Origin of the sequence: Rhizocola hellebori (genome assembly GCF_016862955.1) — a bacterium.
Taxonomy (GTDB): Bacteria; Actinomycetota; Actinomycetes; order Mycobacteriales; family Micromonosporaceae; genus Rhizocola; species Rhizocola hellebori.
This window is the reverse complement of sequence record NZ_BONY01000017.1, coordinates 15346-39013: the sequence shown is the minus strand read 5'-3', so window position 1 is coordinate 39013 and position 23668 is coordinate 15346. Positions and strand designations below refer to the sequence as shown.

The following is a 23668-nucleotide window of genomic DNA, read 5'->3' as shown; positions in this document are numbered from 1 at the left end:
TGGCTTTCCTAGGTGAATATCGGGTTCACGTTGCGGCTTCGCTTTAGTTCAAAGAATCCTGGTGTACATGCGGCGACGAGTACCCCATCCCATAGTCGTGCTGCCTGGGCACCCTTGGGTGCGGGGCTGACGACCGGGCCGAAGAACGCCGCACGATGACCATCGTTGTCATCGACATGTATGACCGGGGTCCCGACTTCAAGGCCGACCGGTGCCATGCCTTCGTGGTGGCTTTGCCTTACCGCTTCGTCGAATCTGGTGTCGTCGGCCGCGCTGGCAAGGCTCGTCGGCAGGCCCGCCTCAGCTAACGCCGCGTGGTAAAGCGCAGGCCCATAGGGCTCACCGCGCAAGTGCCGGCGCGTTCCCATCGCGGTGTAGAGAGGCCGCAGCGCAGCATTGCCCGCCTCCTTTTCCGCCGCGATGGCCACCCGCACCGGCCCCCACCACTTGGGCAGATTGTCCTGGTAGAACGGGTCCACGTCGGTGCGGCCCTCGTTGAGCACCGAAAGGCTCATGACATGGAAACTGATCAGAATCGGGCGCTTCTGCTCCACCTCCAGCAGCCACCGGGAAGTCAGCCATGCCCACGGGCACACGGGATCGAAGAACATCTTGACATTGACGTATTCGTCGGTCATGAGGGCTCCTTCTGTACCGTTGAAACGCTTTCCACCATCCCGGCAGTGAGAGTCTGCCCGTCGCCGGGATCGATCAGGATGAACGATCCTGTGATCCGGTTTTTACGGTAGCTGTCTACCGCTACCGGTTGGGCAGTGCGCAACCGCACTGTGGCGATATCGTTGACGACGAGCTGTTGCGGCTGCCCCTCACGATGCGTGGTAGCCAGATCCAGCTGGTCGATCAGCTGCTCCACCCGGGCCTCTAGCGTCTTGCTGGCGTACTTCATCAGCACCGCTTGGCCGGGGCGTAGGGGGCGTTCGCTCAGATGGCAGACTGTGGCCACGATCTCCTCGCCGACGTGCGGTGTGTCGTTGACGGCTGCGATGAGGTCGCCGCGTTCGGCTGCTGCGGTGTCGAACAAATGGATCGTCACCGACTGTCCTGCGACGGCGTCGGTGGCGTCGCCGCCGAGCTGGTCGATGGCCTCGATGACCGTCCGGGTGCCGTGCGGCATCACGGTGACAGTCTGGCCGACGGAAAAAGTGCCGGCGGCCACCTGCCCAGCGACGTAGGTGCCGGGCAGGCCGAAGCCGAAGCATCGGCTTGCGGCCCAGTCGGGCCTTGCGGAAGGCGAGAAACTGGACTGAACCGGGAAACGGCCCGGCTGGGTGGACAGATCATCACCCACCTCTACCTCCTCCAGGTGCGACAGCAGAGTCGGTCCGTGATACCACGGCATGTTCTCGGAGGCCGTCACGACGTTGTCGCCGTTGAGGGCCGAAAGGGGAATGGCCGTGTGCGAGGTCACGCCCAACGAGTCAGCCACAACGGTGAATTCTTCAACGATCTCATGGAACCGTTGCAGGCTGAATTCGACGAGATCCATCTTGTTGACCGCAAGCACCACGTGGGGCACCCGCAGCAGGGCGGCCACGGCGATGTGCCGGCGTGTCTGCTCAACGATCCCTTTGCGGGCGTCGACCAGGACGATAGCCAGCTGCGCCGTGGAAGCACCGGTAACCATGTTGCGCGTGTACTGAACATGGCCAGGCGTGTCGGCCAGGATAAAGCGCCGCCGAGGGGTGGCGAAGTAGCGGTAGGCCACGTCGATCGTTATGCCTTGCTCCCGTTCGGCCCGAAGGCCGTCGGTGAGCAAGGCGAGGTCCGCGTTCTGCGAGCCGCGTGCCCGGCTGGCGAACTCGATGGCCTCCAGCTGATCTGCCAACACCGACTTGGAGTCATAGAGCAGGCGTCCGACGAGAGTGGACTTGCCATCGTCGACGCTTCCCGCCGTGGCCAATCGCAGCAGCCTGGTGTGGGAAGTGGTCTCGTTCATCAGAAGTAGCCCTCCCGTTTACGGTCCTCCATCGCAGCCTCGGACAGCTTGTCATCGGCGCGGCTCGAGCCACGCTCAGTGATGCGCGAGGCGGCTATCTCGGCGATGACTTCGGCCAGCGTCGCGGCTTCGGATTCGACTGCGCCAGTGCATGACATGTCGCCGACCGTGCGGTACCGAACGGTTCGCATCTCGACGGCCTCGTCACGTTGTGGTTGCCCCCAATCGCCGGGCGCAAGCCACATTCCGTTGCGCTTGAAGACTTCCCGCTTATGTGAAAAATAGATGGATGGCAGTGCCACGTTTTCGCGCTTGATGTAGTTCCATACGTCCAACTCGGTCCAGTTGGACAGCGGAAAGACCCGCACATGCCCACCAGGGGCATGGCGCCCGTTGTAGAGGTTCCAAAGCTCGGGACGCTGGTTGCGCGGGTCCCACTGGCCGAATTCATCGCGCATCGAGTAGATGCGCTCCTTGGCCCGGGCCTTCTCCTCATCGCGGCGCCCCCCGCCGAATACCGCGTCGAAGCGGTGTTCAGCGATGGCGTCGAGCAAAGGCTGTGTCTGCAGCGGATTTCGGGTACCATCGGGCCGTTCAGCCAGGCGCCCGTCATCTATGTAGCTCTGCACGTCGGCGACATAGAGCCGAAGGCCCAGCTCGGCGACCACCCTGTCCCGAAACTCCAGCACCTCAGCGAAGTTGTGCCCGGTATCGACGTGCATCACCGGGAACGGCACCGTCGCCGGCGCGAAGGCTTTGCGGGCCAGATGAAGCATCACGGCGGAGTCCTTGCCGCCGGAGAACAGCAGGACAGGACGCTCGAACTCGCCGGCCACCTCGCGCATGATATGAACCGACTCCGCCTCCAGGATGTCCATGTAGGACAGGATCCGGCTCATACGGCACCCCCTGGGCGCAGATACTGGTGCGTCTGGAAACGAAGCGGGTAGACGATAGGCACGTTGGTGATGTCCTGGCCGACCGCCTGGTACTGCTGCAGGACCACTGGTGGTGGGCTGTGATGCCAATGCGCTTGGCCGCGCTCAAAGCTGATCTTGCCGCGCCATGTGTCGAAGGTCCCTACTTCCAGGGCGTAGAGCAGGCTCGCCCGGCTGATGGTGGGCACGAGCTCGAGCGCCTGGGCGATAATGGTGACGTCGGTAAAGGCGTTCATCGCCGTGTCCGGCGGCATCATGCCGTACTTTTCGTAGTAGCGCGCGACAAACCAGCGCCCGACTGGTTGCAGGCCGCTCCAGGTAGGGCTGAACTGGCTTGCCGGCCACACCATGTAGTTGCCTGCGTCGCCGGCCAGTCGCCAGTAGTCGCTGGAGCGAAGTGGCCATTGGAATGGAGCCATCATCGGCGTGCCAGGAAGCAGCCCAACCTCTTCGGCCTGGTTGATGATCAGGTAATTGGTGCGGATCACGCCCACGTTGATGAACAGATCGGGCGCGAAATCCTTGATTTTGAATAGCTCCGGCCGCAGATCCTGCACGGTCTCCTGGTCGAAGTCGAACCGCTGTATCTCCCTGGGCTCACCGGGCAAAGCCTTGAGCTGTGCTTCCAGCATGTCGGCGCAGGTGTATCCGAAGACCGTGTTGGCCGCAAGGATCGAGATGCGGCGCATGTTCTGGCTGGCGATGAAGCTGACCAGTTGCGGCACTCGCTCGGCCATCGAGGTGAAGGTGCGAAAAACGTATTGACGCTGTTTCGCGGTGATCGTCGGATGGGCGTTCTCGACGAAGAGAGGAACGCCGATACGCTCTGCGGTGTCGGCTACGTAGTCGGCGTAGCGCAGATGCCACGGCCCCATCGCCGCGAGGACCTCGTCGACCATGGCCAACTTGGCGAAGGCGCCTACGGCGGAGCGAGGCATCGTCCCCCCGTCGAGTTCGACCGTCTCCTGATCGTTGCGGACGAGCAGCTCGACCTGGATGCCTTGGTGAATCCCACCGTGTTCGCGAATATAGTCGGCGGCGATGGTGGCGCCGCGCACGGTGAGCTCACCGGCGGTGGGGTCGCCCGGCCCGCTTAGCGGGGTGACGATGCCGATTTTGATGGTAGGTGCACCGGCGACCTTCGCGTTGGTGGCAGCCGCGTCGGCTTGTGCACGCGCCAGTGGTGTGTCCATCACGCAGCTCCTAGATTCCGTATTCGTCGCGGTAAGCGGCGAAGCGGTTGTCGAGATCCTCTTCGTTGAGGCCGTAGTCCTCGGCGGTGTACTCGTGCTTGCCGAACCGCGTCTGCTTGTTATGGTCGAGGTAGCTGCGGAAGGCGTATTCGGCAGCCCCATCCATGGGCAGGCCGAGGAAATCGCAGATCTCCCCGAGGACATCGACTGGCGTTGCCAACAGCTGGTCATAGTTGACGTTGAAGACCGGTGTGTCCGCGAGATATGTCTTGCCCGCGTCGTCCATCAACTCGAGCATCTCGGCGAAGCGGGTCACCCATAGCTCGCCCAGGGCCTGCCGGTTGACCTCGTCTGAGCGGCTCAACCTGATGATCTCGGTGAGGCTGCAGGTGGAAGGAATGGTCACCCCGGGCCGGCGGTGCATGTAGATGAGCCGCGCGTCGGGATAGGTGCTTACGAGCGCATCCGGGCGCCAAAGGTGGAAGGGGTCCTTGAGCACCAACGTCTCCGTCGGCACGCGCCACAGGATGTGTTGCATCAGGTACCGGTGATAGCCGTAGGCGTCGTACTGGTCCTGCGTCTTGAGCCATTCACCGTATCCCGGGACGTTGTAACGCAGCTCGAACGCCATGGATTTGAAGGTGGGCGCGGTCAGGCGGTGGTCCTCGTCAGGGCGCAGCGCGTGCCAGTAGTGGACCGCCAGCAACTTGGGAGCACATTGGTAGTAGTTGGTGGTGAAGGCTTCGGCGGCGTGGACCAGCTGCAACTTGGTCTCCGGGTCGCGTCGCGTGGTGGCCGGCGCCATCAGCTCCCACAGCTCCGGCGCCCGCAGCTTGGGGTGCTGGCCCAAAAGGTTGTGCATCAAGGAGGTGCCGGTGCGGGTCATGCCCGTGATGAAAACCGGCTTGGTGATGGCGACTTGGGCGATCTCAGGGAACTGCTCGCGCACCTGTTCGGCGGTGGCCTGTGTGGCCAGCGCCGCCACCAGCGCGCCTTTCACGGACTGCACGCCCGCTGCGTTGAGCGCGCCGGTTTCGTTGAGGGAGGTCAGCAGGCGCTCTAGGGCATCCAAATGTTTAAACTCAAAGTCTGGTGCCCCAGCGCGCTCTCGGGCCGAATCGACAAATTCGTCGACACGATACGAGTAGGAGACCGGCGACAGCATGGTTGGAGTCATGGACCGTCGTCCTTCCGAGAGGGGATGGAGTATACAAAGCAGCTAACCGCTGAATTGGTACCGTCAAAAGAACCACATGCCGCTATTAGGCAGGGCCAAACTCCATTGGCTCCGGAGCCAGTTACGACATGGCCCTTTAGAGCACGTCACGGGCCGACCTACGTTCACACCATGGCGTCAACTGCATTGGCAGCCAGTGTGCAGCTGTGGCAATGGGATGAACCGTCAGGACGGTTCACCGCGGCGACGGGCGAACACCCGGTCGTCGTCGACTCATGGCTTGTCTGGCAAGGCCGGGTGCGAGGTTACGAACTGCACTGGGCCCGCTTTGCCGGTTCGATCGTGGAGTACGGCATCAACGATGTCGCCGCATTCCGCGCCGCGACGGAGGCGATCCTGCCCCGCAGCGGGCTATGGTTTCCACGCCTGGAGCTGCACCTCGATCCGCGGCCACGGGTCGCGGTGCGGCTTCGGCCCGCTCCGGATCTGATGCGCTCAGCGCGGGTCTGGGTATATTCCGGGCCTGATCCGCGACGGCAACCGTCACGCAAGGGTCCGGACTTCAAGGTCCAGGAGGCGCTGCGGCAGGCGGCGAAAGAGCACAGGGCCGACGAGGCCATCCTGCTTGATGAGCAGGGCCGGGTTCGCGAAGGTGTGTTCAGCAACGTGTTGTGGTGGGACGGGGCAGACCTGTGCACCGCAGCCGACGACGGTGCGATCCTTCCTGGGATCACCCGGCGGCTCATCCTGGACCATTGTGCCGATCTCGACGTGCGCGTGCGTTACCAATGCGCACCACCGGAACATCTGGCCGCTCGGGAAGTCTGGATCACCAGCGCGCTGCACGGCATCCGCTTGGTGTCCGCATGGGACGGGCGCCCAACCCCGGAGATGCACATTCGCCGACTCAATGCCTTTCGTGCCCACCTGACCTCGGTCTTGCGCCCACTGCCTCGGCAATGAACCGAAGGGAACTATCGATGAGATTCAAAGAATTGAAGGGACGGCTCAGGACAGTTCAGCGGTACGTCGCCGCGGTGCCCCGTATGCACTTCACCGAGTCGCACCGAGGACTGCGAGCGCGTCTCGAGCTGCTGGCCGACAAGCAACTTGGTGCCGGAGACTACTTCTGGCACACCCTGGAGCGCGGGCAGGATCACGACAAGCCGTTGTTCTATCACCTGCCACCCGGTGGCGGCGAGGACGATGTTGTGGTCTACACCCTCAATAACCTGCGTGATCAGACCGAACGTTACGCCCGCTGGTATCACAACATCGGGGTGCGCCACGCCGACCGGGTCGGCATCTTCACCCGCGACGGCATGGCCAGCTTCGTTCACTTCCAAGCGCTCAACAGCCTCGGCGCGATACCGACCGTGATCAACCCAAACATGAACCCGGACACCGCAGCCAAATACCTTGAGCGGCAAGATGCTCTGGGCGTTGTGGTGGACGCCGAGAAGCTGGGTCCGCTGATTGCCGGCTGCAACCCAGCCAAGCCGTTCAAGTTCGTCGCCTCGCAGGAGGAGATGCACGCCGCACCTCCTGCAGGACCGCTCCCGGCGGTCTATCCCTACCGCCACGGCGACCGCGACCCGATCCTGATCTCGCACTCGTCCGGCACGACCGGCATGCCCAAGGCGGCGACCTTTGGCCACCGCCAGTTCTTCGCCGGCAAGCGGCCTCGGCTGTTCACCATCCCCTCCGGCCCCGAGGACAAGATGCTGCTGGCGTTTCCAGCCTCACACTCGTCGGGCTACAGCTACATGATGCTGGCCACACTGTTAGGCCTGCCGACACTGGTAATGGAGTCCCAGGCGGGTGTCGTGGTGGCCGAAGCGATGCGCTGGTGGAAACCAACGGTCGTCACAGCCTTCCCGATCACATACGCCGAGATCGTGGCGCTGGGCGCCGAGCCGTCGGTCGCCTCACATGTGACGACTTGGATCAGCACGGCCGACGCCTCGCACGAGGCGCATGTGCGTGAGCTTGTGCGTCTGGGCAGACATCGCGTGGGCGGAAGCTGGCGTCCCGGGTCGCGTTACCTTGACGGGCTGGGTGCCTCCGAGATGGGTATGGCGCTGTTCCTGAACATTCACGGCCCCAATACCAACACCTACAACCGTTGTGTCGGCTACCCGGAGCCGATCGTGCAGCACGCTGCCGTCTTCGACGACGACGGGGCGGAGCTGGGCATAGGCGAGGTGGGCTATCTGGCAGTGCGCACACCAACGGTGACGCTTGGATACTGGGGAGACCAGGAGCTGACCCAGAAGTCCATCCACAAGGGATACTGGCTTACTGGCGATGTCGGCTACAAGGATGCCAAGGGCCGCTTCTACCACTATGACCGGGTCACCGACGTCATCAGTACCCGACGTGGGCCGGTATACAGCCTCACGCTGGAGGAGGTGATCTTCAAAGCCTGCCGATTCGTCATCGACTGTGCGGTAGTCGGAGCTGTCGATCCGGTTGACCCGACGGAGTTCGAGCCGATCGCTGTGCTTCGGACGATCGACTCTGTGACTATTACCGCCGACGAACTACTCACCTCTATCAACAAGGCCTTGCGTAAGGCCGGCCGGCACGAGATCGCCGCATTGGTTGTCGCCAGCGACAATCTGCAGATCCCGTTGGGAGTCACCGGAAAGGTGCTCAAGCGGGAGGTTCGCTCCGCCTTTACCAATCTGCTGCTCTCCGACGATCTCCAAGGCGCCGAAATCGCGCGGACGCGCTCCGAACAGTTCATCATCCGTCAGGCCACGAACCAACTGCCTGAGTCAGTCAACGGACTGCGGGGAAAGAACAAGAGCGTCCCGGCATAGTCATTGCTCACCCCCCAAAGAAATGTCCGGCGAGTCCCCCACTCGCCGGACATTTCATTGCTCGATAAACGACCTAGCCACCAAAATGTGGGGCAGGCGTGAGACTCAGCATCGCCTGTGAGATTGCGTCGGACTCGCCCAAAAGTACAGATGCGACCCCTGGGCGGGGGTTCCATTGCGCCGCCTTTGAAGGCACGCCAAGGACGAACCGGCGCGGGTGTGCGTCGCCTGTGACGTCGCGCATGTGAAGAGTGCCCGACGCTTCGGAAACGCCATCCGGAGTGGACGGTGGTAGATCGACCGATGAGCCATTGTTGACAAGCCAGCGCAGCAGCGGATCGGCGACGCGATTGGGGTCCGCCGCGTACGGGCGCGCCTCGATGAGCGCGGTGACCAGGCGGCGTGAACCCTTCACCTGTGGTGACTCGACCACGAAGGCTGGCACATCGGCGCGAGTGCCGACGGTAAGGCTTGGCCCGACCAACTCGAGCACCCCGGCGTTTATGAGCGCCACCATCTGCTCCACCCGGAAAGCCGGCGGGCCGATGGAAAGGAAGGCGTTCATCGGCGAGTGCCATTGGTCCAGCACATGCTCGTGCCAGCGGCCCGTCAGCCCGGAGTGGTCGACTACCCTTCTGACCTCACGGCGCAGTTCGCGCAGCGCGTCGGCAGCGGCCTTGACCGGGCCGTCCTCCTCGATTTCGGCTATGGAGCCCACATCGGTCTGCAGGTAGTTCAGGAGCCAGTCGCGGAACTCATCGCGGTCGTCGAAGGTAAGGCCTTCGCACGGCCGGGTGATCGTGTGCCAATTCCATCGCCGGTGCTGGGTAAGACCGAACATCCGCAAGACTGCTTCGGCGCGCCTGTCCCCCCAGGGCAGGGAAAGGAACTCGCCGCGGAACCGATGCACTTTGTGATCGCCCCGGGTCAGGCGCAGCTGGGCAGTGTAGTAGGCGCATTCCACCTGCTTGGCAATAAAGGGCCATAAGCCGTCGTGGAGCTCCAGCGCTTCGGCGGGCAGCCCGGCGTGACTGTTGTTCGCATGATGCACGTCGCGGGCACGGTGGGGGACGCCTCGTGGGCTACCGGCGAACAGCTGCGGTTCCAAGCCGGACGGCTCGTAGTGCAGGCCGTAGTCCTTTTGGACGAAGCGGCCGCCGCGGCCGGCGGTCAGCAGCGCCAAGTAGTCGAAAAAGCCAAGACCCAGCCCCCGCAGCAGAGTCGGCTCGCCCGGGCGGACCATGGTCAGGTCCACATCGGCCGGGTCAGCAGGCAGGATGTAAGTCAGCTCGTTCTCGATGGCGAAGGAAGCCAGCTCTTGTTCGGTTTTGCCAGGGGTCACCCGGTACCGCCCGACGGCCAGGGCGACGGCGTCCAGCCCGCTGAGCCGGTCGCCGGTTTCGAGCAGGACGGATTGGCGCCCGTCCGGCTCGTCCCACAGCGCCACTGCGGTCAACAAGTGATGGGTGACGCGGACCGTCTGCGGCGCGTCGGCGACGATGCGGCGGAAGGCCCAGGCAAGGTAGTGGCCGACCAGGCGGCGGGAGCAGTAGGTGGTGGGCTCGATTCCCCGGATCTCCTCCTCGATCTGCGGATCGAGCTCACCGGCCTGTCTAAACAGGACACAATGACGTGCCCATTCGTAGAGGTTGAGACGCGGCAGCGCGTCTTTGCCGGCCGCCGCTTGCGGGAAGATGGTGATCTGTGCGGCCATCGTGTCGGTCAGCAGCTGCGCGGACTGGTCAGTCCGCCAGACCCGTCCGCCAGGGGCGAACGGGTCAACGACGTGAATTCGCAGCGGCATATCGGTGTTGGTCACGAGCCGTTCCAGCAATGCCAGACCCCGTGGTCCCATGCCGATGATGCAGACGGCGAGCTCATCGGGAGTGGTCACCCGCATCCCCTCCCTCAAGGGCTCCGGCCAGCATGGCCCGCAGCGGGGCGGCGGCTTTCAAAAGCATTTCTTGGTACTCATCGAGTGGGTCGGAGTCCAGAACGATCGCGCCGCCGGCGCCGACACGCATCCATTCGCCGGTCATCACGGCCGTCCTGATGACGATGTTCAGGTCGGCGGTGCCGTTGACAGCGAGGAAGCCGATCGCGCCTGAGTAGATGCCGCGGGCCTCCGTCTCCAAGGTGTCGATGATTTCCAGGGTGCGCAGCTTCGGTGCTCCAGTCATGGAGCCGCCCGGGAAGCAGGCACGTATGCAATCGATAATGTCCAGGTCGGGCCGCAGCCGGCCCTGGATAGTGGAGACGAGCTGGTGGACACTGGCGTAGGTTTCGGTGGCCATCAGCTTGGGAACCACGACACTGCCGATCTCGCATACCCTGCCCAAGTCGTTGCGGAGCAGGTCGACGATCATCAGGTTCTCGGCGCGCGTCTTGGGGCTGTTGGCAAGCTCGCGAAGCAACCGCTGGTCGTCTTCGGCGGTGGCGCCTCGGGGGGCAGTGCCTTTGATCGGCTTGGTTTCCACTACGCGGTCGCGGCCCAGGCGCAGGAAGCGTTCCGGCGACGAGCACGCGACTTCGACTTCACCCAGGCGAAGGTAGGCCGCATAGGGCGCCGGGTTGTAGCGGCGCATGGCCGCGTAGAAACTGAAGCCGTCGTCGGGTCGGGGCAGCAGCAGGTTGTCGGTCAGGCAGATCTCGTAGCTCTCCCCGGCCACGAGCTGCTCCTGGCATGCGAGGACATCGCGCACGTAGCGGTCGCCTGGGCGAACCAGATATCGCTCCAATATGGATGAGTCGGTCGCGGGTGGCCGGGGCGGTTCGCCGGCTTCGTGGCGGGGCAGGGCCAGCAGCCCGGCGGCAATGTCGGACAGCCAAACTTGCGATTCTCGCTCGATCGCGGCGCTGCCGTCGGTGAGGCACACCAGGTAGGTGGTCTGCTGCTCGTGGTCGATGACGATCAGCCGATCGGCGAAGATCCAGCATGAGTCAGCGGTGGGGGAGCGGTGTCGGTTGACCGAGCCTAGATCCGCCTTGAGCTCGTAACCGAAGTAGCCGACATAGCCGCAGTTGAAGTCGAAAGGCAGGGCGTCGGTGAACACTCGCCGGTGTTTCAGGGCTTGTTGCAGGTACCCGAAAATGTCGCCTGCAACCCGCCGAGGCGGCTGGCCGCTGGCAGTCACCTCCACCTCAGCGTCCTCAATGCGGTATCGCACCACTTCGGACAACGGCCCGGACGCGTCTCCCAGGAACGAGAAGCGCGAAAGTACTGGCTCGACACGTGCACTGTCTAGCCAGAAGGCGTAGGGCGATGAGGAGAAGTTCTGCTCGAAGGCTGCTTGTCCGTCCACGGCGTATCCCAGGGAGTAGACCCGAAGCCGGAAGTTGCCTTGCTTCTCGACAGCACCTTCCGGAGTGGACAGTGCGGACGATGCCGCCGCTGTCGCGGCGTTGCGCCGCAGTCGTGGAGTGGAGCTGCGCCGATGGAACCGTTTGGTGATGCGCTGGAAGTTGGCCATCATGGCCCGGCCATACTCAGTGGCGATTGACTCGGGGTGGAACTGCACTCCCCATAGGGGAAGGCCGGTGTGGCGCAGTCCCATGAGGACACCGTCCTCAGCCCATGCCGTGGGGATCAGGTCGTCAGGCAGATCCTCCACGCACAAAGAGTGGTAGCGGACAGCGGTGAAATTCTGCGGTAAGCCGCTGAACACACCGGTGCCCTCGTGGCGCACGGCGGTGAGGTGCCCGTGGCGCGGAGCCGGCGCGCGGACGACATCGGCGCCGAATCCATACCCGATGCCTTGGTGCCCAAGACAAACCCCGAGTATGGGTACTTGTGCCTCAGCGATGATGCGCGCGGAGACCCCGAAGTCGCGCTCGCGGTCGGGACTACCCGGACCGGGCGAGATGACGACGTTGTCGAAATCGCGCACATCCAGCGTGGCTGTTCGCGGGTCGTCGTTGTGGACCACGACGGGGTCTATCCCGTTCACCCCGGCGATGAGCTGGAACAGGTTGTAGGTATAGGAATCGTAGTTGTCGACGAGAAGAGTGCGGGTCATTGTCAGTTTCCCCTAGTCTGGATCGGAACGGGGCGGTCGGCGGACTTCGCGATGAGGTCCGCGGTCGACAACGCCTGCTCCTCGTTGAGGCGCGGGTCGCACAGCGATTCAAAGTTCTGCTCCAGGTCTGCTTCGGTCGAGACGCCGATCCCGCCAACGCACTCGGTCACCTCGCCGCAAGTCATCTCCAGGTGCACTCCACCGGCATGCTGCCGCTGGGTTGCCATGACGGTGAAGAAGGCGGCCAGCTCATCGTGAACTGTGCTCAAGTAACGAGTCTTGCGGCCGTTCGCTGTCTTGACAGTGTTGCCGTGCATGGGATCGCAGATCCAGATGACGGAGTGGCCTCGATCGTGTATTGCTGCGACGATGGTCGGCAGCCGCTCGGACACCGCTGCGGCGCCCATCCTGCTGATCAGTGTCAGCCTGCCCGGTATGCGCTGGGGGTCAAGGATTTCGCACAGCTCGACGATGTCGTCTGGTGTGGCATTGGGGCCAACCTTGACCTGCAACGGGTTGGCCACCGCGGCGAGGAAGGCGACATGCGCGCCACCGATCTGCCGGGTGCGTTCGCCGATCCACGGAAGGTGGGTGGAGAGCAAATAGTGCTCACCGGACGCTGCGTCCAACCGGCGAAATGCTCTTTCGTACTCCAGGATCAGTGCCTCGTGGCTGGTCCACAGACGGCCGCGCAGCTCCTGCAACACGTGCTTGGCTGTGTAGTAGCAGGACAGCAGGCGGTAGGGGTCGGGCTGGCGTTCTGACGCGACCGGCTCCGGGCCGTTGACCATCAACCCGCGGAAGACGGGCAGTGTCACGCCATCGACCACTTCCGTTGGCTCCGACCGTGGCTTGGCGAACTGGCCCGCCAGTCGCCCGACGGTCACCACGTCTAGCCCTAGCCCGGTGCGGATTCGGTCAGCCATCTCCGCGAGCAGGCGCTGCTTGCCCGATGCGCCTTGGACCGCGTCAGTGCCCAAAAGCTCGGCACAGTCGCCGCCCTGTAAAAGAAATGCTTCCCCCGCTTGAACCTTGACGAGCTGCGAGTGTAAATGGGTGATCTCTTGCGGCGTGGTCAGTGCCGGTAGTTCGCTTAGATACTCCGTGACTGCCAGCAGTTCGGCCGGGTCCGGCCACTGCGGTTGCTGGGCGGCTCGACGGTGAAGCCAATCCGCCGGGCCGAGCCAGGTGGCGGAGTTTCGTGATAGAAGCCCAAGGGACGGCATGGCGTCCTCCTCGACGAATACAGATACTCGAATACGGTCCAGGATTCTGTTCCGGCCGTGCTCGAAACGTATCGACGCCGTGGGTGGAGGCCCCAGATCCATGTGGTTGCGCGCCCGAGTGCCAATGAAACCAAATGGCCCTGCTGGCAACGGCTGAGCCGGGCCAGTAGTCCAAGTGGCGCTTAGGGTGTCGACCGATGACGCTGGCGCGACCCGGGCCGGCTGAGGCGTTCAACGATGGCGGCCAGCTGCTCGGCTCCGGCAGCGAGCTGCTTGGGTTCGGTTGCGCCGTAGCCAAGTACCAAACCTCGTCCATGGGCCGAGTCGCCAAGGTGGAAGGTCGACAACGGATAGACCCTCAGATGTGCCTGGCGGCTCAGATGGGCGACCTTCGCCTCATCGATGTCATGGTTGAGCCGCACCACCATGTGCATGCCCGCTGTGGGTTCGTCAAAGCTGATCGCGTCGCCAAGATGTTGGCGTAGTGCTTCGCTGCAGGCCAGGCGGCGCTCGGTGTAGGCCTCACGCATCCGTCGCACATGGCGGGCGAAGTGGTTATCGTTGATGAAATCTACCAGGGCGGCCTGGTTGAGAAGGTTGAGCGAATTGACGGTGACACGATGGGCGGCGGTCAACGCGTCAACCAGATCCGGCGGCGCCACCATGTAGGCCAGACAAATTCCGGGGAACATGACTTTGCTGAAAGTGCCGACGTAGATGACCCGGCCCGTCGGATCGGTGTTGTGCAGGGGTAAAGACGGCTTGTCAGACCAGAACTCGCCGTCGTAGTCGTCCTCGATGATCCAGCCGTCGTTGGCCTGAGTCCATTCAAAAAGCTCGTTACGTCGCGAGTCGGACATCCTGATGGCCAAAGGAAACTGGTTGTTGGGCGTGACCGAGACCAGGCGCGCATTGGGGTAGCGGGTGGCCCCCATCTTGATGCGCAGGCCCTCCCCGTCGACGTCGACACCGCAGGCCTGCACTCCCGTGGCGGTGATGGCCGCTCGGGTCGCGAGATGGCCGGGGCTTTCCACCAGCGCCTGCTCGCCCGGGTCACACAGGACGGTGGTGATCAAGTGAACAGCGACCTGGGCGCTGGGCTCGATGATGACCTGGTCGGCGGTGCAGCGCACGCCGCGCATCAAACCCACCGAGGCGGCGATCTCGCGGCGCAGCGGCCAATAGCCGGCCGGATCCCGATGGCTGTACTGTGCGCTGGTCAACCGGTAGCAGCGGCGGCCGATAATTTCGGCCCAGATCTTCCCGGGGAATAGGTCCAATGCCGGAATGCCCAGGGTGAACGGCCGTTCCGGGTAGCGCAGCCGTTCATGCACCGCGCTGAACAGCTGCGAGGCCCTCATCAGCCGCTGTGCCACCTGGCTGATACGCGGTGGCCGTGAGGGCTGTCTGGCCTCCGGGATCACCGGCTCTGGGGAGTAGGTTTCGTTGTGCGGGCTTATGAACGAGGAGCGGTCGGCGACTCTCGTACCTGAACCCACCTGCCCGTCGAGGTAGCCCTCCGCCTGGAGGCGGTCGTAGGCGACCAGCACGGTGTTGCGCGAGACACCCAGCTCTCGCGCCAGCGTGCGAGTCGCGGGAAGCCGCGTCGAGGCCTGCAGCTGGCCGACCTCGATGCTCCATCGAAGTTGTTCATATAATTGTTGGTGCATGGGTGCGGCGCTGTCGCGATCCAGCACCAGGCCGACACCAGGAAGCGCTGTTGATTCCCTTGGCATCTGGTACCCCCCAAGCCTCCGGCCGAAGGCTTATCATTCACACCACAGCGCCGGCCTGCATTGCGAGGTCCGTTGCCAAGGCAGCAATCGCGGTGTGACCCTCTACGAGGTGACTGAATATGTCGGCTACCAGCTGCGCTGGGCCGTTGTGGATGAACTCCCGGACACCGGGCACTTGCATCGATAATCCCAGATGTTTGAGTTGCGGTGCAGCCGGGAACACGACTGTTCCCTGCACTGCCAAAGTGCGATAGACCCAGACCTGTTGTACGAGACGATCTGGATGGGTGCCGGCGAGGTAGCGGCGCGGGGCGCTGGTGCGGCGCAGAGCCCCGACGATGCTGTCCAGCGCGAAGCCGGTCAGGGCCACCATCCGGTGCGGCTGGCGGTCGTCGACGAAGGTCACCTTGCAGACGTCGTCCTGCTCGCCGCAGGGCGCCGGCGGAGCCAGCGCTGAGCTCGGTACTTGGAAATCAACGGGAACGACCTCGTAGAGCCCCTGCCGGTCGGTGCTGCGCTCGAAGCGGCGCAACGCCCGCCGACCGGGCGCGTCGGCGACGATGACGCCGGTGTCGTCGAGAAGGTCATCGGGCCAGATGTGGCGCTCGGATATGGGCACCGAGACCACTACCATCCCTGCCATCAGCCCTGCCAGATCGGCCACGAGGTGTTCAGCACCGCCCGCGGTGAACAAGGCGACCCGCGGCGGCCCGCCCATTTTGACAGTCTCCTGCAACCGGGTCGCCAGGCTGGCGGCGCGGCGCATGAGGTCACCGTAGGTGATCGAAGGAGCGCCAGGAAGCTGTATCGCTTCTTGAGTGGACCACCACCCATCGAAGATCACATCCTCTAGCCAACGCATCGCAGATCACCGGGCCGTAGCATCGCGATCGTCACGACGCCTTTGGGTTCCAATAGGAATTGAGTGAAGTTGCCTTCGTGCGGCACGCCCGGCCGCGCACTCCACGGCAGCACCTTGCCGAGCGTTACCTTGCGGATGGTCGGCTCGCGCAAGGCCTGCTCGACAACGGTTTCCTGTTTGGTGAGCAGGTTGGCCACAAGCGAATTGCGCAGCGGTGCCGCACCGCTGGAGCTTTCCCATGGCGCCACCACGACGAAAGGAAAAGGCAGCTCGAGACCGACCGCCGGGTGATGCGGGTCAGTGGTGGACATCACCAGTGGGCGGGCCAAGAATGAACCGTCGTCGAGCTTGACGAAAGCATCGCCAGCGTTCAGCGCGGCCGAGTGGTCGGTCAAGCCCGTGCGCAAGCCATCGAGCTGCCGCAGGAAGCCATCGACCCGGCCGGCGTCGATCGCGGGAAGGATCGCTATGGTGTCGCTAGGCGCGGCGACCGGTACCTCGGCCAGCTGGGCGGCGAGCGCGTCGGCTACCTCACCTGGTGACTGGCTGGTCAGGATCGTCGAGAGGTTGTTGCAGCGGGTGCCGCCGTCAAAGGCCGCCGACAGGGTAAGATGATCGACGATATCGGCCGTGCACTTCCTGTCCAACAAGGCTTTCGTGCGCCCGGGACCGCGTGTGGTCACCTGCCTGGAGTGCTGCCAGCGGCGCACGGCGTCGTCGCCACCGTATACGATCCCGCGATCGGCTTGGCTTAGAAGGTATTCGCCAACCCGGTGGTCGCAAGGCAGAAACGCTATGCGGTGAGGCGGCAGGCCCGCCTCGAGCAGGGAGAAAACGAGGCGTCGAGCGGTGAACGGATCCCGGCCGCCAGGGCGCACCACCACGCTGTATCCGTGGTAGAGCGCCTGAATCCAGGATGCGTTGGGCGCAGGATGGTTACTGGCCATCACCGCGGCGAAGACTCGGCCGGCGGCCACCCAATGTATCCGCACGCCGGAAGCCAGTGCCGACGGTGGCAGGTCAGCAACGGTGGCGTCGGGCAAAGACTTAACCTCGGCCATGATGTCGCGCGCAGCGCGGCGCACAGTAGCGATGGCAAGGCCAGTTGCCCGAGCGGTGTTGTGCTGGTACTCGGCCACCGTCTCGCCGCCGGGCTCGCCGGAACAGAAAAGCTCTGCGGCCCGCACGAGAATTGCCGGGTCCGGCGGGATGCCGTCCGCGGCCGCGCGCAGCTCATGAAGGGCCGTCTGCGCCAGCAGCTGCGGCACAACGCCGATATCGGCCAGCCGCTGGCCGTTGACCGCAAACAGCTCGGTCCGGTCGAGGCTTCTGGTTACCCGGCCACAGATTATCGGATCTACTGTCGATGTGGACATCAGTAGACACCCTCTACTAGCTGGACCTCTCCGAGCGTTTTGAAAGTGCGCACCTCTGCCAGGCCGTCGACGGCCCCGGCATGTGTGGGTGCCACACGCACGGCTGTGTCGCGCTCGACAACATTGGGCAGGAACATCTCTTCGGTCACCAGGTGCACGCGTACCCTGCCCCGCTCCCCGTACCCGACAGTGGAGCCATCCTCGTTGATCAGTTCCACTCGGATCGCTTCGGGAAACGGTTCGAACACACAAGGGCTCGGGTCCTCGGGCTGCGCCGGTCGTTGCGGCGCAACACCCATCAGCGTATTGCCATAGATACCGATGATGTTGGTGTCTGGGAAATAATACTCCTTGACTTGGCGCAGGCTTTCCGGGCTGAAGGACGTTCCGGCCCAGACAATGGTGGCAACCTTCTTTTGCACCAGCGCATGCAGTTCCGGTCGGGCGCAGATCGCTTCGATCAGTGGCGGTGTGGTGCTCATGACCCGGATCGGTTGGCTGGTCAGGATCTCAAGCAACTGGTCGAGCAGGTGGGTGATGTAGCGTTCGACTACGTCGGACTGTCCCGCGGCGATGAGCTTCTTGACCCAGCGCGGGTCGAAGTCGACCGTGTAGAAAGTCCCGTTGCCCAGCCGGGCGTAGCTGGCGCAGTCATACCCGAACACGTGCGGGCCGCTGGGGCCTAGGTGGAGCCAGTGCGCCGGGATGGCGACACCTTGCTCCATAAGCCTCAACATTGCCCAGCTGAGCATGCGGATCCGGAAGGCTCCATTGACTATCCGTTTGGGCGGGCCGCTGGTGCCACCAGACTCATAGACGCAGAAGTCGTTGTGTTGTACACCTTGGGGAATCAGGTCCTGCACCGGTACCGTCCGCAGATCGTCGCTGACATCAGGAAACATCAGCAGGTCGCTGGTGGTGCGGATCTCCGTCAGGGGATCAAAGGGCAAGGATGCAGCTCGCTGCAGCCAGAAGGGCGAGCCGGTGCGCGGATCGAAGTGCCACCGCACCAGCTCCGAGACTCGATCGTCGAAGTTACTGTGGCTGTCGAGCGCCACTGGGGCTTGGTTCGTGTCCACCGCAGTCTCCTAAGGGCCGGACCGGCTACACCGGTAGGCTGTCGTATGACATCGACATGCCAACGGTCCGCCACAGATCCATCTCCGCCTTGGTGTCGGCGAGCTTGCCGTCGATGCGCTCCACGCAGTCGACGCCAAGGGCCAGCCGCGTAGGCGGCTGATCAAGAATGGCCGCGTCGATGATCGCGGTGGCGGCCTTGACCGGGTCGCCTTTCTGCTCGTGGTTGTGGCCCACTGCCCACTGGCGGATACGTCCGGCGGTCTGGCCGTAGTCGTCGATGGTCTTCTGCGCCCAGTGCAGTGACGTCGGGTCGAGGAAGTCCGTACGGAAAAGACCGGGTTCGACGATCATTACAGAGATGCCCAGCGGCTCCAGTTCGAGCTGGAGTGCTTCACTCAGTCCCTCCACGGCAAACTTTGTCGACGCGTATATCCCCCAGCCCATCTTGGCGCTGAAGCCCAGCACGGAGCTGAGGTTGACGATGCGGCCGGAGCCCTGCTTGCGCATCACCGGCAGGACGGCGCGAGTCACCGTCAGAAGCCCGAAGACGTTGGTCTCGTAGATGCCCCGGATCTCCGTGTCGTTGGCTTCCTCGACGGCGCCGAGCAAGCCGCGTCCGGCGTTGTTGACCAGAACATCGATGCGCCCGAACGTGGCCAAGGCGGTCTCTACGGCTCGCTGTGCCTGCTCAGGACGGGTGACGTCCAATTCGGCCAGCAGCAGGCGCTCGCTGTCAATGTTCAGCTGAGCTTTGAGCTGACTGGTATCTCGTGCTGTCGCCACGACGGTCTCGCCGCGGGCCAGAAGCTGGCGCGTGATCTCCAGTCCGAATCCCCGTGATGTTCCTGTCACAAACCAAACCGACATCGAACGCCTCCAATGCTGAATGTGAGTGTCGGATCACAGCCTGCGGCCCAGTTCCGCCGCGCGTGCGCAGGCGTGATTGAGATCGTCGGCAAAGGTGCCGCTACGGTCGGCAGCGTTGAGGCGGATCTCCTCGACGTCCTTGACGCCGACGGAGTTCAGCCAGTGGGTGAAGTACGTGGATTGGAAGTCGCGGCCGAACTCCGGTGAGCTGTCTGGATGAAAGACTCCGCTGGTGTAGATCGCACACGCGCGTTTGCCTCGCAGTAATCCGGTGTACCCCTTCGAGCTGAGTGAGAAGGTCAGGCCCGGCTGGGAGACGACATCCACCAGCTGCTTGACCACATAGGGCACACCGAAATTCCACATCGGGATGTTGAACAGGTAGTAGTCGGCGGCAACGAACCTATCGAAGAGCGCTCGGCTCGACATGCCCCGGTTGGCAGAGCCTCTGTTCTTCGCCGCGCCGGCCTCCATATCGCATGGCGGGAGCGGGTCCTCGAACAGATCCAGCGTGTCCACCTTCATCTCTGGCCGCTGCTTTAAGCAAGAATCCAGAAAAGCGTGGGCGATCTTCAGTGACCGGCTCGCCTGACCTCGAGGAGAGCCATTGACGTGCAGCAATTGCGTCATGTTCATCACCCCACTACTACCTTTGTGCTGATCATGGATCACCGATACTCAGCGATACTGACGATCAGTAGCATGCTGATGAGATTATCGGCGGTGGTGTATGCCTTCCAGAGCCACTTACGCCGTAATGGTGGGACCACTCGAGAATCACTGGAACAGCACCAGAGCCCTTTCGCGCCCGCGAGAAAATGGCTTGGACAGCCCATACACAAGGGTTTGTAGACTGTTCATCTTTGACGGGCGGCAGGCAAACTGCGTAACCTGCGTAGCGCTGCGCGGTATGTGGCGATTCCATCGAGGGCCCCCGATGCCGCGCCGAATTCCATCGACGCTGAATGGAACCACCAGTGCATGAGATCGATGCCTCGACGTTTCGCCAACCCCTCGTGCTCGAGATGCGCCTACTAACCCATCTCCTGAGCAGCGTGGTCGAGGCGGCACTGGTTCCTGCTGGTGTGACGTTGCGCCATTTCGGTGTCCTGACAAGGATCTACGCCAGCCCGGGCCAGAACCAGCGGGAAATTGGTGAGATGTTGCGCATCGATCGCACCACGGTGGTGGCCCTGGCTGATGATCTCGAACTGGCCGGGCTGCTGGAGCGCCGTCGCGGGGTCGACAGGCGAAGCTTCGCCCTCTATCTGACGCTTGAGGGAAAGGCACGCACCCAACAGCTGCAGCGGATGGTCGCGGAGGCCGAGGCCACCTTCTTCGCCTCACTGGACAGCGGCGAGCAGGCCGCTCTGCACTCCGTGATCGGCAGACTCCTGGAGGCCGGTAGGTCCGAAACCGAAGGCAATGACAAAGACTGAGGAGCTGAGTAAGCGATGATGACCGTCGAACAAGTGCGCCGCCTAGCACTGGAGATGCCTGAAGCATATGAGCAGGAGACGTGGGGCCACCCCACCTTCCGGGTCCGTGGAGCAATCTTCGCCTCTACCTCCGCTGACGGGCTCGTCGCGATCATCAAGGCGTCTCCGCTGGATCAGGCAGAGCTGATCGCGTCCAACCCGACGGCCTACTCGAAAGCCGACTACTTTGGCCGCTTCGGCTGGGTGCGGGTACACCTGGCTGTGGCTGATCCACGGGAGATCGGGGAGCTGCTGGAAGAAGGATGGCGCCGGGCCGCGCCGAAACGGATGATCACAGCCGCTGACAGCGCGGACCCCGCGCCGCAAAGCCGGCGTGGCCAAAGCCGCCCTGCACGGCGGCACAAGCCAACTCCGCCCAGCATTCCTGCTCAGCAGCAGCACGCCCGCCGTGGCCGTGGCGTCTAGCGCCACAAACCGGCCGCGACCTTTTCCAGCCGTTGGATCGCCGGCTCGATCCGGTCGGTTTGGATTGCTCCGAAACCGAAACCCACGCCGTTGACCACGGAGTTGGAAACGGCGTAGCGGTCCAGCGAGTCCAGCCGGATCCCTTTCACCGCAGCGGCCCGCCTCAGCGCTGACGCCTGGCGTGACTCGGGCATGGTGGCGGCCAAATGCAGCCCAGCGTCGGGCAGGATCGGCCACAGCCAGGCACCGCAGTAGCGCGCGATCGCCTCCAGCAGGACCGCTCTGCGGTTGTGGTAGGTCGTCCGCATCTTGCGGATGTGGTGGGCCAGATGGCCTTCGCCGATGAAGGCGGCCAGCGTGTCTTGGGAATGCACAGCGGTATGCCAATCGGCCCGCTGTTTTGCGCCCAGCAGGGCTCGCCTGGCCCACTGCGGGCACACTATGAACCCGAGGCGCAGCCCGGGGAACAGGCTCTTGGAGAACGTACCGACGTAGAACACGCATTGCTCCTTGTCAAGGGTTTGCAGCGCGTCCAGCGGCCGGCCGCTATGACGGAACTCGCCGTCATAGTCGTCCTCGATCACGACAGCGTTGTTCTCGTTGGCGAAAGTGAGCAGCGCGATGCGTCTGGCCATCGACATTGCCGCACCCATCGGGAACTGGTGCGAGGGCGTGACGAAGATGACCTGTGCCCGTCGTGGCAGGCGCTCCACGATGATTCCTTCTTCGTCCACAGGTACCCCGACCAGCTTCGCGCCTGCCGCAAGCAGAGCGGCCCGCAGCGGCGGGTAACCCGGATCCTCCAGCGCCACCGTTGTCTTGCCGGGCACGATGAGCACCCGCGCGAGCAGATCGAAAGCCTGCTGCGCACCGGAGGTGACGATCACGTCGTCGGGCAGGCACGACACGGCCCTGGCGAACGATACGTGCTTGGCGATGCCTTCGCGCAGCGCGGCCCGCCCCTGCGGGTCGATGTAGCGCACCGGCTCACGGCTGAGCTGACGCAGTGTCCGCCCTGCCAGACGGGCCCACAAGCTGTACGGAAATGAGGACGTTTCCGGTACCCCCATGACGAAGTCGTCAACGAAGTCGGTGGTAGGGGCCATCACGATCAGTTCCGGGTCGCCACGCCAGCGCGCAGGCAACCGAGGGTCGCTGTCGGCGGCGTGCGCCGGTGGCCGCTGCTTGGGGCTGGCGATCACCGCCGCCACATAGGTGCCGCCGCCGGGGCGCGTGACGGCGTAGCCCTCACTGATGAGCATGTCGTAGGCGCTCATGACGGCATTGCGGGAAACGCCGACGCGTTCGGCGAGTACACGGCTGGCGGGTAGCCGCAGCCCGGGAACGAGTCTTCCACTCAATATGCCGGACCTCAGCTGCTGATGCAGCGCCCGGATTCTTGTCCGTGATCCCATCGGCGGCAGATCGATGGCGAGCTCGAAAATTGGTTCCATATTCCCCGCAATAGTGGTCATGTTCAGGCACCAATTGGCACCGTAACTTGGACTATATCGCGCTACCGCAGATGCAAGGAGTAAGCCATGAAAGACGTCGTGATCACGTATTGCAAGCCGTGCGGCTACCTCAAACATGCTCAGGCCGCCGCCGAGGCGATCAACGAGAAGCTCGGCGTTGGCGCCCGATTGGTTCCCGGTAAGGGTGGCATCTTCCAGATCGCTGTCGATGGCCAGGTCGTTGCCAAGCGCACCTCAGCCGGTTTCCCCAAGGAAGACGACGTGGTCGCCGCTCTTCAAGAGGCATTGTCCTGATTGGCTGGCCTGGGCCCAGGCGGATACCTGTCCCATGGTTCGCTGCCGGGGCCCGGGCTACTTTCCGTTCTGATCACCATCCGGTGAGAGCAGGTGGCAGGTGCAGATTTCGGCGCGTGGCGACTATGCGGTACGAGCCGCGATAGAGCTCGCCGCCATATTTCCATGCGTTGTCACATGCCAGGACCTGGCCGCGCGGCAACAACTGCCGCACAAGTTCCTCGAGTCGGTGATGGCCGACCTCAAACGCGCCGAGATTGTGCGCTCCATGCGCGGCGCCGACGGCGGTTACTCGCTGGCCAGGCAGCCGTCCATTATCAGCATTGGCCAGATTTTGCGTGCCACCGATGGTCCCCTGGCCGGGGTCCGAGGGCTTCGCCCAGAAAACCTCCACTATGCCGGAAATGCGGTCCACCTCGCCCACACGTGGGTGGCAGTAAGGGCCGCCGTCCGTTCGGTCCTTGACGAAGTGACGCTTGAGCACGTCCAATCGGGCAACTTCCCTTGCGAGATCATGTCATTGCTGGCTCAACCGGGGGCATGGCAGCCCCGTCCGTTCGGGCGCGAGTCCTTGTCGCCGCACCCCCGTTGACGTCGTTGACATTTCAGTTGACGCGCCCGAGGAGCACCCAGTGCCTGATCTCAAAGACGAATTCTCGCCAGAACTTGTTCGTGCTCTGGCCGGGGAGCTCAGCCGTGCCTGGCCGGGGTTTCCCGCCTCGGCGTTCGTGCGGCAGTGCGT

At 63.7% G+C, this 23668-nt stretch carries 21 protein-coding genes; 6 read left to right on the top strand and 15 right to left on the bottom strand.

Annotated elements, in window-relative coordinates; translation table 11 throughout:
- Window positions 1–8: 8 nt before the first annotated feature.
- The 5 genes from Rhe02_RS16005 to Rhe02_RS15985 are packed head-to-tail and all read right to left on the bottom strand — an operon-like array spanning window position 9 to window position 5265.
- A complete protein-coding gene (locus Rhe02_RS16005; protein WP_203909028.1) occupies window positions 9–638 on the bottom strand; it encodes a mycothiol-dependent nitroreductase Rv2466c family protein in 630 nt (209 codons plus the stop codon).
- Window positions 635–1957, bottom strand: a complete 1323-nt coding sequence (locus tag Rhe02_RS16000) for a sulfate adenylyltransferase subunit 1 (RefSeq protein WP_203909027.1) — start codon at window positions 1955–1957, stop codon at window positions 635–637. Before Rhe02_RS16000 ends, Rhe02_RS16005 begins: the two co-directional genes overlap by 4 nt.
- On the bottom strand, window positions 1957–2856 hold the full coding sequence (gene cysD / locus Rhe02_RS15995) for a sulfate adenylyltransferase subunit CysD (protein ID WP_203909026.1): 900 nt from the start codon (window positions 2854–2856) through the stop codon (window positions 1957–1959). The genes Rhe02_RS16000 and cysD overlap by 1 nt, the downstream gene beginning before the upstream one ends.
- Entirely contained in the window at window positions 2853–4088 is a 1236-nt protein-coding gene (locus Rhe02_RS15990) for an ABC transporter substrate-binding protein (RefSeq protein ID WP_203909025.1), read from the bottom strand. The genes cysD and Rhe02_RS15990 overlap by 4 nt, the downstream gene beginning before the upstream one ends.
- Window positions 4089–4098: 10 nt before the next feature.
- Complete coding sequence (locus Rhe02_RS15985) at window positions 4099–5265, bottom strand: sulfotransferase family protein (protein WP_203909024.1); 1167 nt, start codon at window positions 5263–5265, stop codon at window positions 4099–4101.
- Between the two features lie 171 nt (window positions 5266–5436).
- Between Rhe02_RS15985 and Rhe02_RS15980 the strand changes: the two genes are divergently transcribed.
- The gene (locus tag Rhe02_RS15980; RefSeq protein WP_203909023.1) at window positions 5437–6228 is read left to right on the top strand and encodes an aminotransferase class IV; all 792 of its coding nucleotides are present in this window, start codon (window positions 5437–5439) and stop codon (window positions 6226–6228) included.
- 17 nt (window positions 6229–6245) lie between these two features.
- Window positions 6246–8090: a class I adenylate-forming enzyme family protein gene (locus Rhe02_RS15975; protein ID WP_203909022.1), complete on the top strand. Its 1845-nt coding sequence runs from the start codon at window positions 6246–6248 to the stop codon at window positions 8088–8090.
- Between the two features lie 73 nt (window positions 8091–8163).
- Here the strand turns inward: Rhe02_RS15975 and Rhe02_RS15970 are convergent, their stop codons facing one another.
- The 9 genes from Rhe02_RS15970 to Rhe02_RS15930 form a co-directional block, all read right to left on the bottom strand.
- The gene (locus tag Rhe02_RS15970; RefSeq protein WP_203909021.1) at window positions 8164–9984 is read right to left on the bottom strand and encodes an FAD/NAD(P)-binding protein; all 1821 of its coding nucleotides are present in this window, start codon (window positions 9982–9984) and stop codon (window positions 8164–8166) included.
- A complete protein-coding gene (gene pabB / locus Rhe02_RS15965; RefSeq protein WP_203909020.1) occupies window positions 9968–12106 on the bottom strand; it encodes an aminodeoxychorismate synthase component I in 2139 nt (712 codons plus the stop codon). Before pabB ends, Rhe02_RS15970 begins: the two co-directional genes overlap by 17 nt.
- Before the next feature lie 2 nt (window positions 12107–12108).
- Window positions 12109–13332, bottom strand: a complete 1224-nt coding sequence (locus tag Rhe02_RS15960) for a 3-deoxy-7-phosphoheptulonate synthase (RefSeq protein WP_203909019.1) — start codon at window positions 13330–13332, stop codon at window positions 12109–12111.
- 182 nt (window positions 13333–13514) lie between these two features.
- Window positions 13515–15068, bottom strand: coding sequence for a MocR-like pyridoxine biosynthesis transcription factor PdxR (pdxR, locus tag Rhe02_RS15955; RefSeq protein ID WP_203909018.1), 1554 nt, complete (start codon window positions 15066–15068; stop codon window positions 13515–13517).
- 37 nt (window positions 15069–15105) lie between these two features.
- Window positions 15106–15834 carry an acyl-CoA synthetase family protein gene (locus Rhe02_RS15950; RefSeq protein ID WP_203909017.1) on the bottom strand — a complete coding sequence of 243 codons (729 nt, stop codon included), beginning with the start codon at window positions 15832–15834 and terminating at the stop codon, window positions 15106–15108.
- 83 nt (window positions 15835–15917) lie between these two features.
- On the bottom strand, window positions 15918–17306 hold the full coding sequence (locus Rhe02_RS15945) for an aldehyde dehydrogenase family protein (protein WP_203909016.1): 1389 nt from the start codon (window positions 17304–17306) through the stop codon (window positions 15918–15920).
- Window positions 17306–18385, bottom strand: coding sequence for an acyl-CoA synthetase family protein (locus Rhe02_RS15940; RefSeq protein WP_203909015.1), 1080 nt, complete (start codon window positions 18383–18385; stop codon window positions 17306–17308). The genes Rhe02_RS15945 and Rhe02_RS15940 overlap by 1 nt, the downstream gene beginning before the upstream one ends.
- A 25-nt stretch (window positions 18386–18410) precedes the next feature.
- Window positions 18411–19253, bottom strand: coding sequence for an SDR family NAD(P)-dependent oxidoreductase (locus Rhe02_RS15935; protein ID WP_203909014.1), 843 nt, complete (start codon window positions 19251–19253; stop codon window positions 18411–18413).
- A gap of 33 nt (window positions 19254–19286) precedes the next feature.
- Complete coding sequence (locus tag Rhe02_RS15930) at window positions 19287–19883, bottom strand: FMN-dependent NADH-azoreductase (protein WP_203909013.1); 597 nt, start codon at window positions 19881–19883, stop codon at window positions 19287–19289.
- Window positions 19884–20230: 347 nt separating this feature from the next.
- Here Rhe02_RS15930 and Rhe02_RS15925 point away from each other — a divergent pair, with 347 nt between their 5' ends.
- Together Rhe02_RS15925 and Rhe02_RS15920 are read left to right on the top strand one after the other, a co-directional pair.
- Window positions 20231–20692, top strand: coding sequence for a MarR family winged helix-turn-helix transcriptional regulator (locus Rhe02_RS15925; RefSeq protein WP_203909012.1), 462 nt, complete (start codon window positions 20231–20233; stop codon window positions 20690–20692).
- 54 nt (window positions 20693–20746) lie between these two features.
- On the top strand, window positions 20747–21157 hold the full coding sequence (locus Rhe02_RS15920) for an MmcQ/YjbR family DNA-binding protein (protein WP_203909011.1): 411 nt from the start codon (window positions 20747–20749) through the stop codon (window positions 21155–21157).
- Here the strand turns inward: Rhe02_RS15920 and pdxR (Rhe02_RS15915) are convergent.
- Window positions 21154–22632: a MocR-like pyridoxine biosynthesis transcription factor PdxR gene (gene pdxR / locus Rhe02_RS15915; protein WP_203909010.1), complete on the bottom strand. Its 1479-nt coding sequence runs from the start codon at window positions 22630–22632 to the stop codon at window positions 21154–21156. The two genes, Rhe02_RS15920 and pdxR (Rhe02_RS15915), sit on opposite strands and share 4 nt — an antisense overlap.
- A gap of 66 nt (window positions 22633–22698) precedes the next feature.
- Between pdxR (Rhe02_RS15915) and Rhe02_RS15910 the strand changes: the two genes are divergently transcribed.
- Both Rhe02_RS15910 and Rhe02_RS15905 read left to right on the top strand, forming a co-directional pair.
- Window positions 22699–22926, top strand: coding sequence for a SelT/SelW/SelH family protein (locus Rhe02_RS15910; protein ID WP_203909009.1), 228 nt, complete (start codon window positions 22699–22701; stop codon window positions 22924–22926).
- Window positions 22927–23026: 100 nt separating this feature from the next.
- Window positions 23027–23518: an RrF2 family transcriptional regulator gene (locus Rhe02_RS15905; protein ID WP_203909008.1), complete on the top strand. Its 492-nt coding sequence runs from the start codon at window positions 23027–23029 to the stop codon at window positions 23516–23518.
- The last annotated feature ends 150 nt before the right edge of the window (window positions 23519–23668 follow it).

Coding starts and splice junctions, on each gene's coding strand:
- cysD (WP_203909026.1), bottom strand. CDS start 2,856: ATGAGCCGGATCCTGTCCTACATGGACATCCTGGAGGCGGAGTCGGTT.
- Rhe02_RS15935 (WP_203909014.1), bottom strand. CDS start 19,253: ATGTCGGTTTGGTTTGTGACAGGAACATCACGGGGATTCGGACTGGAG.
- pdxR (WP_203909010.1), bottom strand. CDS start 22,632: ATGACCACTATTGCGGGGAATATGGAACCAATTTTCGAGCTCGCCATC.
- pabB (WP_203909020.1), bottom strand. CDS start 12,106: ATGACCCGCACTCTTCTCGTCGACAACTACGATTCCTATACCTACAAC.
- Rhe02_RS15990 (WP_203909025.1), bottom strand. CDS start 4,088: ATGGACACACCACTGGCGCGTGCACAAGCCGACGCGGCTGCCACCAAC.
- Rhe02_RS15950 (WP_203909017.1), bottom strand. CDS start 15,834: ATGCGCCGCGCCGCCAGCCTGGCGACCCGGTTGCAGGAGACTGTCAAA.
- Rhe02_RS15985 (WP_203909024.1), bottom strand. CDS start 5,265: ATGACTCCAACCATGCTGTCGCCGGTCTCCTACTCGTATCGTGTCGAC.
- Rhe02_RS16000 (WP_203909027.1), bottom strand. CDS start 1,957: ATGAACGAGACCACTTCCCACACCAGGCTGCTGCGATTGGCCACGGCG.
- Rhe02_RS15930 (WP_203909013.1), bottom strand. CDS start 19,883: ATGACGCAATTGCTGCACGTCAATGGCTCTCCTCGAGGTCAGGCGAGC.
- Rhe02_RS16005 (WP_203909028.1), bottom strand. CDS start 638: ATGACCGACGAATACGTCAATGTCAAGATGTTCTTCGATCCCGTGTGC.
- Rhe02_RS15945 (WP_203909016.1), bottom strand. CDS start 17,306: ATGTCCACATCGACAGTAGATCCGATAATCTGTGGCCGGGTAACCAGA.
- pdxR (WP_203909018.1), bottom strand. CDS start 15,068: ATGCCAAGGGAATCAACAGCGCTTCCTGGTGTCGGCCTGGTGCTGGAT.
- Rhe02_RS15960 (WP_203909019.1), bottom strand. CDS start 13,332: ATGCCGTCCCTTGGGCTTCTATCACGAAACTCCGCCACCTGGCTCGGC.
- Rhe02_RS15980 (WP_203909023.1), top strand. CDS start 5,437: ATGGCGTCAACTGCATTGGCAGCCAGTGTGCAGCTGTGGCAATGGGAT.
- Rhe02_RS15975 (WP_203909022.1), top strand. CDS start 6,246: ATGAGATTCAAAGAATTGAAGGGACGGCTCAGGACAGTTCAGCGGTAC.
- Rhe02_RS15910 (WP_203909009.1), top strand. CDS start 22,699: ATGAAAGACGTCGTGATCACGTATTGCAAGCCGTGCGGCTACCTCAAA.
- Rhe02_RS15920 (WP_203909011.1), top strand. CDS start 20,747: ATGCCTGAAGCATATGAGCAGGAGACGTGGGGCCACCCCACCTTCCGG.